The 4,168-nt window shown below is 79.2% G+C and carries 3 protein-coding genes; all 3 read left to right on the top strand.

From position 1 onward, the window contains the following. Positions 1-148: 148 nt before the first annotated feature. Positions 149-1,711 carry a sugar transferase gene (locus GQS09_RS27265; RefSeq protein WP_399552619.1) on the top strand — a complete coding sequence of 521 codons (1,563 nt, stop codon included), beginning with the start codon at positions 149-151 and terminating at the stop codon, positions 1,709-1,711. A 1-nt stretch (position 1,712) separates the two neighbouring features. Continuing rightward, positions 1,713-3,344 (top strand): O-antigen ligase, encoded by a 1,632-nt coding sequence (locus tag GQS09_RS27260; RefSeq protein WP_243761853.1) that lies wholly within the window; start codon positions 1,713-1,715, stop codon positions 3,342-3,344. Beyond that, positions 3,341-4,168 (top strand): lipid II flippase MurJ (locus GQS09_RS27255; protein ID WP_279577804.1); only part of this gene is annotated, 828 nt, incomplete at its 3' end. The genes GQS09_RS27260 and GQS09_RS27255, both read left to right, overlap by 4 nt.

Raw genomic sequence — 4,168 nt, 5'->3', positions numbered from 1 at the left:
GCGGCGCCGGGCCCCGCGCCCCGCGTCCACCGGCCGCCGGCACCCCGGCGCGCCCCGTCCCCGGACGGTGGCCGCACTGCTGCTCACCGCCGACGCCTTCGCCACCGCCCTGACCGCCGCGTTCGCCGTGGGGGGCCGGCGCGCCGCCCTGCTGCTGGTCCCCGCCCTGGCCGTGTCGTGCGCGCTCAATGCCGCGGGCCGCCTCTACCGCCCCGCCCCCGCGGCAGCCGCCCTGGACGAACTCCCCCGGCTGCTCGGCGGCAGCGCCGCCGCCTGGTGCGTGGCGGGTGCCGCGCTGGCCGCCGTCCGGCCGTCCGCCGCGGTGGGCTGGTCCACCCNCCGGCGCGCCGCCCTGCTGCTGGTCCCCGCCCTGGCCGTGTCGTGCGCGCTCAATGCCGCGGGCCGCCTCTACCGCCCCGCCCCCGCGGCAGCCGCCCTGGACGAACTCCCCCGGCTGCTCGGCGGCAGCGCCGCCGCCTGGTGCGTGGCGGGTGCCGCGCTGGCCGCCGTCCGGCCGTCCGCCGCGGTGGGCTGGTCCACCCTGCTCACCCTGATCTCCGGCCAGCCGCTGGCCGCCTGCGCCGCCCGCGGCGTCGTGCACGGCGCCCGCCGGCGGCTGGCCCGCCGCCGTCCCGGATCGGTGCTGGTGGTCGGCTCCGGTGCGGCGGGCCGGAGGATCGCCGCCGCCCTGCACCGCCACCCCGAGTACGGGCTGCGGCCGGTCGCCCTCGTCGCGCCCGGCCCCGCCCCGGGCTCCGGCTCCGCGCCGCCGGCCCGGCAGCCGGCTCCGCCGGTTCCGTCGGCCTCGTCCTCCGCCGCCGGTGACAGCGGGGACGCCCCGCCGCTGCCGCTGCTGACCACACCCCGTCAGGTGGCCCGTGCGGTGGCCGGTGAGGCGGTGCGGGACGCCTTCTTCACCCGGGTCCCGGAACGCCCGCGGGACGCCGCGCTGGTCCGGCTGTTCTGGGAACAGGGCTGCACCGTCTGGCTGGTCGACCCCGGACCGGCCGGCACCGTCGGACCGGCCGCCGCGGCCCCGTCCTCCCCGGCCGCCTCCTGGCAGGGCGCCCGTCCCCGCGACCACCTCTGGGGCTTCGCCTGCCGCCGTCTGGAGCCACCGCCCCGGCGCCGCGCCGCCCGGGTGGCCAAGCGGGCGCTGGACGTCGCGCTCGCCGCGCTCGCCCTGCTGCTGGCCGCTCCGCTGCTGGCCGCCTGCGCCGCCGCGGTACGGATCGCCGACGGCCCCGGGGTGATCTTCCGTCAGGAGCGGCTCGGCCAGGACGGACGGCCGTTCGTCATCCTGAAGTTCCGCACCCTGCGCCCGGCCGACGAGGCCGAGTCGGCGACCCGCTGGACCGTCTCCGGAGACGGCCGGATGAGCACGGTGGGCCGCCTGCTGCGCCGCACCTCCCTGGACGAGCTGCCGCAGCTGTGGAACGTGCTGCGCGGCGACATGAGCCTGGTCGGTCCGCGGCCCGAACGCCCCTACTTCGCCGCCCGGTTCGGCGAGACCTGCCCCGGCTACGCGCAGCGGCTCCGGATGCCGGCCGGGCTTACCGGACTGGCACAGGTCAGCGGTCTGCGCGGGGACACCTCCATCGACGACCGGGCGCGTTTCGACAACCACTACATCGACACCTGGTCGCTCTGGCAGGACGTGCGGATCATGCTGCGCACCACCACCGCCTGCTTCCGGCTCGGGGGGAGCTGACATGCGGGCGGTCTGCCGGGCGGCGCTCCGGGCACTCGGCCGCCGGGCCCTGGACCGGCTGCCCGTGCCCGGCCTGGTGCTGCTGCTGGCGGTGTGGTGGTGGGCGCCCCGGGCGGGCACCGCGGCGGCCCGGTGGTGGCCGGTGGCCCCGGCGGCCGCCACGGTGCTGCTGCTGGCGCTGCCGGACGGCGGGGCCCTGCCGGTGGCCGGCGGGAGCGAGGACATCGGTGTCGGCGGCGCGCCGCGGGTGGTGGCGGCGGATGCCGCGTCGCTGCTGCTGGTCGTGGTCTGCGCGGGCGCGCTGCTGATCCGGTCCCGGACCGCACGCGGGAGCGGGCGCGCCACGGGGCGCGGCGCGTGGCACGTCACGGGGCACGGTGCGGGGCCGGAGCTGCCGCCCGCCGCGGTCGTGGTGTTCGCGGCGCCGCTGCTGGGACTGGCGGTGGCGACCGCGGCGTCCGCGGACCCGGCCGGCAGCCTCACCGGCTACGCCCGCTGCCTGCAGGTCTTCGTGCTGGTGCCGCTGTCGCTGGCGCTGCTGCTGCGCGGGCGGCGGGAGGCGCACGCGGTGGCGGTGGCCGTGGTGGCGCTGTCGCTGGCCCAGGGCGCGGTGGGCGTGGTCCAGTACCTGACCCGCACCGGCGCCTCGTACAACGGGGAGCACATCCGCGCGGTCGGCACCTTCGGGCCGCTGCACGTGATGGGCATGTCCACGGTGGTCTCCTGCGGCCTGCTCGTCGCGCTCTGCCTGGGCCTGGCCGCGGTCCGGGACCGCCGGGCGCGGCCGTGGCGGCTGCTGTGGCTGGGCTGCGCGGCGGTGCTGGCGGTGCCGCTGGCGGTGTCGTTCAGCCGCGGCGCGTGGATCGCCACCGCGGTCGCGGTGGTGACGGTGACCGCGCTGGCCGGGCTCCGCCCGCGGCGGCGCACCGTGGCGGCGCTGGTGTGCGGCGGGCTGCTGCTGGCCGGCGGGGCGGGCGCGCTGGCCGGGGACCGGATCACGGACCGGCTGACCAGCATCGGCCAGGTGACGGGCGGCACGCCCGACCAGTCGGTGGTCGACCGGTACGCCATGTGGTCGGCGGCGTTGTCGATGTGGCGTGCCGAGCCCTGGACGGGCGTCGGGCCCAGGCAGTACCCGGCGTACCGGGACGCGCACGCCCCGGTGGCGCTCTCCTCGGGCAGCGACACGGCGGGCGCGGGCCGGGAGTTCCGGCGCGAACCGCTGCTCTCCCCGCACAACATGTATCTGCTGGTGCTGAGCGAGCAGGGGCTGATCGGCGCGGCCGGACTGCTGGGCGGCTGGGCGGCACTGCTGGCCGGATGCCTGGCCCGGCTGCGGGCGTCGCGCCGGGCGGAGGGCGGCCGGGCTCCGGCGGCCGGGCTGATCGCCACCGGGCTGCTGGTGTGGCAGCTCGTCGGCTTCGTCTACGGCGACATCGGCGGGCCCACCACGGTGCTGACCGCGGTGATTCTCGGGCTGGCCGCCTGGTGGGCGTTCTCCCCGGCCGCTCTCGCGGACTCCGGCGGGCCGTCCGGGTCCGGTGCCGGGTCCGGTGCCGGGGCGGCCGGCCGCCCCGCGCCGTCGCCGCGCCGCCCGGCCGTGGTCCGTGCCGCCCAGGGAGCGCCGTCATGACCGCCCCGGCGGCTCCGCCCGTGCACCCGGACCGCGCGGCGGCGGCGGACACGAAGGCCCCGCAGGCCGCGGACCGGCCGGCGGGGGAGCGGTTCGTGGCCCGGGCGGCGGCGGTGACGGGGGTGCTCATGGCCGCCGGCGCGCTGTGCGGGCTGCTGCGCGACCAGACGGTGGCCCACCTGTACGGGGCGGGCGGTGAAACGGACGCCTTCCTGGTCGCCTGGACCCTGCCGGAGGTGGCCGCCACGCTGCTGATCGAGGACGGCATGGCGCTGCTGCTGGTGCCGGCCTTCAGCGTGGCGCTGGCCCGCCGGGCGGCGGGGGTGCCGGGCCGCGGCGGCGCCGATCCGGTGCGGGCCCTGCTGGCCGCCACGCTGCCCCGGCTGCTGCTGGTGCTGGTCGCGGCGGCGGCGCTGCCGGCACTGTGCGCCCCGCTGGTGGTGCGGGTACTGGCGCCGGGCATCGCCGATCCGGCGCTGGCCGCGGACTGCACCCGGCTGACCGCGCTGACCGCCGTCACCTTCGGCCTCTCCGGCTATCTCAGCGCTGTGCTGCGGGCCCATCGCTGCTTCGCCCCGCCCGCCGCCATCTATGTGGTCTACAACCTGGGAATCGTGGTCACCGCACTGGCGCTGCACGGTGCGTGGGGGGTGCGCGCGGCAGCGGCCGGGGTGGCCGTCGGCGGGGCCCTGATGGTGCTGCTGCAGCTTCCCTTCTTCCTGCACTTCGTCAGGGGCCTCCCCCGGCCCCCGGCCGGTACCGTGCCGGACACGCCCGCCGTGCCGGGCACGCCCGCCGTGCCGGCCGCGCCGGCCGCGCCCGCC

Origin of the sequence: Streptomyces sp. YIM 98790 (assembly GCF_011421595.1) — a bacterium.
GTDB lineage: Bacteria > Actinomycetota > Actinomycetes > Streptomycetales > Streptomycetaceae > Streptomyces.
Note: the sequence above shows the minus strand (reverse complement) of the source record. Positions and strands in the feature narration are given on the sequence as shown.